The 5,307-nt window shown below is 63.5% G+C and carries 5 protein-coding genes; 1 reads left to right on the top strand and 4 read right to left on the bottom strand.

Annotated elements, in window-relative coordinates:
• Nucleotides 1–113 precede the first annotated feature (113 nt).
• The 4 genes from EN984_RS21675 to EN984_RS21660 all read right to left on the bottom strand — a co-directional run bounded on the left by EN984_RS21675 (nt 114) and on the right by EN984_RS21660 (nt 4,611).
• On the bottom strand, nt 114–230 hold the full coding sequence (locus EN984_RS21675) for a putative RiPP precursor (RefSeq protein WP_306245655.1): 117 nt from the start codon (nt 228–230) through the stop codon (nt 114–116).
• A 103-nt stretch (nt 231–333) separates the two neighbouring features.
• The gene (locus EN984_RS21670) at nt 334–1,365 is read right to left on the bottom strand and encodes a hydroxyacid dehydrogenase (RefSeq protein WP_127273721.1); all 1,032 of its coding nucleotides are present in this window, start codon (nt 1,363–1,365) and stop codon (nt 334–336) included.
• Between the two features lie 428 nt (nt 1,366–1,793).
• Entirely contained in the window at nt 1,794–2,984 is a 1,191-nt protein-coding gene (locus EN984_RS21665; RefSeq protein WP_127383939.1) for an NAD(P)/FAD-dependent oxidoreductase, read from the bottom strand.
• 118 nt (nt 2,985–3,102) lie between these two features.
• Entirely contained in the window at nt 3,103–4,611 is a 1,509-nt protein-coding gene (locus EN984_RS21660; RefSeq protein ID WP_127270228.1) for a formyl transferase, read from the bottom strand.
• A gap of 248 nt (nt 4,612–4,859) precedes the next feature.
• Here EN984_RS21660 and EN984_RS21655 point away from each other — a divergent pair.
• Nucleotides 4,860–5,307, top strand: a 448-nt coding sequence (locus EN984_RS21655; RefSeq protein WP_245480094.1) for a Wzz/FepE/Etk N-terminal domain-containing protein, incomplete at its 3' end; no start/stop codon positions are given.

The raw sequence follows: 5,307 nt of genomic DNA, 5'->3' as shown, positions 1-5,307 counted from the left end.
GTCGCCCGCAGGGCGAAGAGCAGCCGTGGACACTGAAGCTGCGCCTGGAGCGGCTGCCGTACCGCCCGCCCCGGGTGCGTCCGATGCTAACCTTCATTGGATGCCGCGAGGTGTCAGCCTGCCGGGCCTGTCGGGCCTATTACGCCTGAATTGGCTTGCTGCGCCGTCACGGCGGAGAGTTTCTGCCGTTTGAGCAGCATCGGCTTTTCATAGAGCTTCTTCATGTTCATGGCCTCCCTCCGCAAAGTTCGATTGCGGCAGCGTCATCGCCGGCCGCGCCCTTGTCAAGCCGACCTTGTCGAGGGCCGGCCAACCGGGACGAAAACCCACGCCTCAATTCCTGTCGGCCGGCTTGGAACGCATGCGCGAAACCGTCTCGCGCTCGGCGCGCTTGGAGCGCAGCGGCGGCAGGCCGCGGTCGATCAGGTCCATGTCCTCCAGCACCATATCGCCCATGCGCTTGAAGGCGATGTCGAGCGCGCCGGCACGGTGAGCCGAGCGCAGAAAGCCGGGCAGGGTGCGCACCGGATGGTCCCGCGCCAGCGGTTCTTCGGGGAAAACGTCGCTGGCGGCGACGATGTGGCCGCTCTTCACCGCCGCCATCAGCGCCGGGAAGTCCACCACGCCGGCGCGGCTGAGCAGGATGAAGGCGGCGCCCTTGCGCATGCCGGCAAAGGCCTCGGCACCGAGAAAACCCTGGTTCTCGCTGGTCACCGAGGCAACGACGAAGATGAAGTCGCTGGTCGACAGCACCTCGTCGAGAGAGGCCGGCTCGACGCCATTGTCGATGAGGATCGATGGCGGCAGCCAGGGATCGAAGACTTTGGTGCGGGTGCGGAAGCCCGACAGCAGCCGGTTCAGCGCCCGGCCGAGATCGCCGAAACCGATGATCCCGACATCCGCGCCGGACAGGAGCCGCGCCGTCTGGTTGCCGTCGCCGCCCCACAGTTCCTGTCCCTGGCGGAAGGCGAGGTCGGCATCGACGATGTCGCGGGCGAGGTTGAGCGCCATGGCAAGGCCAAGCTCTGCGACCGGCTCGGCGAACACCAGGCCGGTGGTGACGACATGGATACCGCGCGCGAACAAGGTCTCGTAGGGCATGTTGTTGATGAGGTTGGTCTCGACATTGAAGACGCAGCGCAGCGCCTTCATCCGGTCGAGCGTTTCGGGCGATATGGGCGGCTGGCCGATGATGTAGCGCGCCTCGGCCAGCACGTCGGCCGGCAGTTTCGCGACGCCGTCAGCGGTCGTCTCGACAATGCGATAGTGCGCCTTGAGCCGCGCCAGCTGCCGGGCTGTGAAGATCAGCTCCAGCGTGCGTGGTTCCGGCGCACTGATAACCAGCGGCAAGGCGCTGTTGGACATGACTATTCCCTCTGTTCCGATGGCCAAAATACCCTGGATGAAACGATTTACAACATCGCGCGGGGAGGCGAGTAGAGCGGGATTGGCGCTGGGATGAGGTGTCCTGTTGGAGCCGATATGTGCCGGCAATGCAACAGTGAAGAATCGTTTGACTACGATGGCGAGGAGACGACGTAAGAACCAGTAATGACGCAATTGACACGGGGCAGGGAATTGGTTCTGCTGGCGCCGTACCAATTTGGAGGGCACTTTACAGTGAAGAAATACGAGAAACCAACCTTGCAGAAGCGCGACAGGCTTTCGGGCGTCACGGCCCAGACTACCCCATCGGCACCTCCGTCGACGGCAACCTGAGCGGTTGGCGTCTGACGCATTCGCCTTATAAGGCAATCAATATTGGCAATCGATAGGGCGCGACTGGTCGCGCCCTATTGCATATTGGCCATGGGCACCCGCCGCTGTCCCAAATGCCGGACCTTGCGGCCGATGATCATCAGCCGGCGCGCGGTGTTGTTGCGCAAGCGCCTTGCGCGCCATTCCAGTCCGGTGCCGGCGGTGATCGACTTGGCATAGTAACTCACCCGCATGCCATCCTCATCGGCAGCCACCTTGACCGGGTCGTCATAGAAGGCGTTGATCTTGTCAGCCGCCATGCCTGGTGTTTCGAGCCATTGCGGAATGTGAACCGAATGGAGCTGATCGACGTCGGTCATCACCCGGCCGATGCCGACGCCCGGTGTTGGACACGTGGTACAGAAAGCATCGCCGATGAAGATGACCCCGTCGCGGCGATGGCCTTGCGTGGTGCTCAGGCTGATCTGCCTGACCTCGACAGGACTTGCGACTTCGAAGTTGCCGCATCGCGCCGCTATTTCGGGCATCAGCTCGCAGAGCATCTTTTGCGGTTCCTGGCGAAACGCCCGCGTCCACGGCTCGGCCACTTGCCGATAGCCGAGCATGTTCGCCCGCATCTTGTCGCCGAGGGGAAAGATGCTGATGTAGGCGATACGGTCGGCAGCCCGCCTGCTGTAGCAGGTGACGGACTGATGACCGAAATCACGCGGGGAGATGGCGAGGTCGAATCCCATCGACAGTGAATGCGCCTTCGATTGCTCGATACGCTCGACGCCGACGGCGCGCCGCACCGCCTCGCCGTGGCCGGTTGCAACCACCAGCAGGCGGGCATCGATGACGGCGCCGTCGGCCAGCACAAGCCGCTGCCGGTCCGGTCCAGTCGAGACCTCGGTCACCTTGCCGACCGTCAGCGGTACTTGCGCAGGCAAGGCGTCGCGCAGGCCATTGATCAACGCGCCATAGGAGAATGTGAATTCAGCCTTCTTCTCATGCGCGAAGAACTGGCCGAGGCGGAAGATATGCGTGTCGGTCGTCGAGGTGACGAGGCTCTTGAGTGTCGCATCGAGGCCGAGCTTTTCGAACAGAAGCATCTGATCCATGCCGATCTTCTCGGCCCGGAATTCCTCGTGGTGGACGCGGTGCGGATCAATCAGCGCCACCTTGCGCCCGGCTTGTCCCAACAGCATTGCCAAGGTGGTGCCGGCCATTCCGGCGCCGACGATCGCCACATCGACTTGGGCCGGGCCAGCCTCTGAGATACTCATTTTGCTGCCCTTTCTGGTGGCAACTGCACGTTTCACAATCTCCGGTAGAAAATATCTTCCGGAGCTAAATCAACCGCAAGCAACCGGAGCGCGTGCCTGGTAGTAACCAATGTTTAGGTTAATCGCGGGTCCGCTGCTTCCAGCGCGGTGCGATCGCCGAGCCATCGATGAACTCAAAGCCGCCAGCCTCGTTGAGCGTGTGAAGTTTACGCCCGCTCCATAGCGCACCTGGATTTAAGATGGTTTCAACGACCTGCTCCATGCCGATCAAATCAAGGTGAGAAATGCGTGCGATGCCAAGCGCCGCGCCATAGCTCCTGCGGCAGTCCTGCACCGGGCGCAGCAGGTCGTTGCCGCGCCTGACCATGCGGCCGGCCGGCCGCGCCGAGGCAATGTCGATCAGCACGGGATTTTTGGGATGCGGCGTCCAGGGGCCGCGAAAATTCGGCGCCGACCATAGGTGCAGCGCGTCGGAGAAGGCGCCGCCACCGTCGCGGACGGTGGCGAACAGCCACCAGGCGCCGCCATGCTCGACAAGCGTGGCGTCGCTGGCCACGACACCGGACAGAAGCGTCGCCTCCTTGACCCATCCACCGGGGAAGGCGGTGGCCCGGTAGAGATCGACGGTGCCGTTGGCGCAGCTTTCCGGCACCATCCAGACCTCGCCGTCGCGCTCGAAGACGAAGGGGTAGGAGAGATGGTAGGGCAGATCCAGCACCGGTTCAGGTCGTCCGAGCGGGCCTGCCGGGCCGAAGGGCACGGCGGAGATGATGGCTTTGCCGAGCCGGTGGATATAGTCCTCGACGAACAGGGTCAGCTGGCCCTGGTAGAGGATGGGAAACGGATCGGCGTAGAAGCGGCTGCCATCGTCCGGCAGCTCTTGCCAACCCGACGCCGGATGGGCACGCAGGTCGAACAGATCGGAGCCCCCGGTTTGCCGCCAGCCGACCTTCCAATGCGGCGCGTTGTAGCAAAGGTGATAGATCTTCTGGACGATCCGCCGCGCCAGCGCCTTGCCGGCTCTGACCCCAAGCTTGCCGGCCGAGGGCATTGGCGGCGGGCTGCCTGCCTGCGCCGGCTCTGGCAGATCGGGCACCGACTTTGCCGCGCCTGACATGGCAGCGACGATCAGGCTTGCTGTGCGCGCCAGCATATCCTGGAAGGACGCCAGCGCGATGCCGCCATATTCTGTGCCCAGACGCCCGGCCGCGATCGCAACGCCGTTCTCCTCGATGCGGGCAAGTGGCGTGCGGCCGGCGAGGATCGAGGCCAGCAAGGCCGCTTCGCCGCTGGCGCCGTCATAGGTGACGTGCCAGACGCGTGTGCTTTCCAGCCTGACATCGCCGCAGAGGTCGATGACCAGGTCGGGCGAAGCGGGGGACTGCCGATAGGGCGCGAGCGCCGAAAGCGGCACACGCTTGGCCAGTCCATCATGGGCCAGTCCATCATGGGGCAGTCCGTGGATCGCCGTTTCGAGTTGAAACAGGGCTGCGGCGCTGCGCGGAATGCCGCCGCCCGCCGGCCTGACATCGACGGACAGTTCGTCGCCGAGCGCGGCAAGGCGCTCCAGCAGCGTGAGATGAAAGGCGCGGACGCAGTCGCCGTCCAGGCGTAGACTTATCTGCATGGTGGAGGCCCGAAAACGCGGTGCCCGGCCTTGCCGGCCAGGCCGGTCCGGTCAAATTGTAACCCCATCTGCATCCGTCTCCGCTCGCCGCGTAACCAACACCCCGATATGTATATTTTTAAGCAAACCGCGTGCCAAAATTCACGTCACCTCTCAACATAATTAACAATGTTTTAACAGTTGGAGGAATAGCTAGGTTAGCGCCGCAACTGACCTTGCCGGCATATGGAGTATTGTCGGAGGCAGCCATGCAATCATCCCTGCCCATGGTTCCTCAGCAACACTCTCCGGATGCGGCACGCGCGGGATCATACGCAGCTTCGACTGTCGAACTGGGCGACCTGAAGCGCATCCTGGTGCGCCGCCGGTTCTGGATCTTCGGCACTGTCGCACTGCTGACGCTGGTCGCCCTTCTCTACGGTCTTTTCACGCCCGCGCTCTACAGCTCGGCGGCGGAAATCCTCATCGATCCGCAGGACCTGCAGGTGGTCACCAACGACGTCAATCCCAGCCGTATCTCACCCGATGGCGGCATCACGCAGGTCGAGAGCCAGGTCAGCGTGGTCCAGTCGACAGGCGTGCTGATGCGGGCGATCGCGGCGACAAACCTGACGCAGGATCCGGAATTCAACGGGCAGGGCTTGCTGTCGCGCCTGCTCGGTTCGGCATCGGCCGAAGGCGACAGGTCGGTGCAGA

It is taken from the genome of Mesorhizobium sp. M7A.F.Ca.CA.004.12.1.1 (genome assembly GCF_003997835.1).
GTDB lineage: Bacteria > Pseudomonadota > Alphaproteobacteria > Rhizobiales > Rhizobiaceae > Mesorhizobium.
Note: the sequence above shows the minus strand (reverse complement) of the source record. Positions and strands in the feature narration are given on the sequence as shown.

What these genes read in the sequence shown, in the direction of transcription:
- EN984_RS21675 (WP_306245655.1), bottom strand. Translation starts at nt 230, where the DNA reads ATGAACATGAAGAAGCTCTATGAAAAGCCGATGCTGCTCAAACGGCAG.
- EN984_RS21670 (WP_127273721.1), bottom strand. Translation starts at nt 1,365, where the DNA reads ATGTCCAACAGCGCCTTGCCGCTGGTTATCAGTGCGCCGGAACCACGC.
- EN984_RS21665 (WP_127383939.1), bottom strand. Translation starts at nt 2,984, where the DNA reads ATGAGTATCTCAGAGGCTGGCCCGGCCCAAGTCGATGTGGCGATCGTC.
- EN984_RS21660 (WP_127270228.1), bottom strand. Translation starts at nt 4,611, where the DNA reads ATGCAGATAAGTCTACGCCTGGACGGCGACTGCGTCCGCGCCTTTCAT.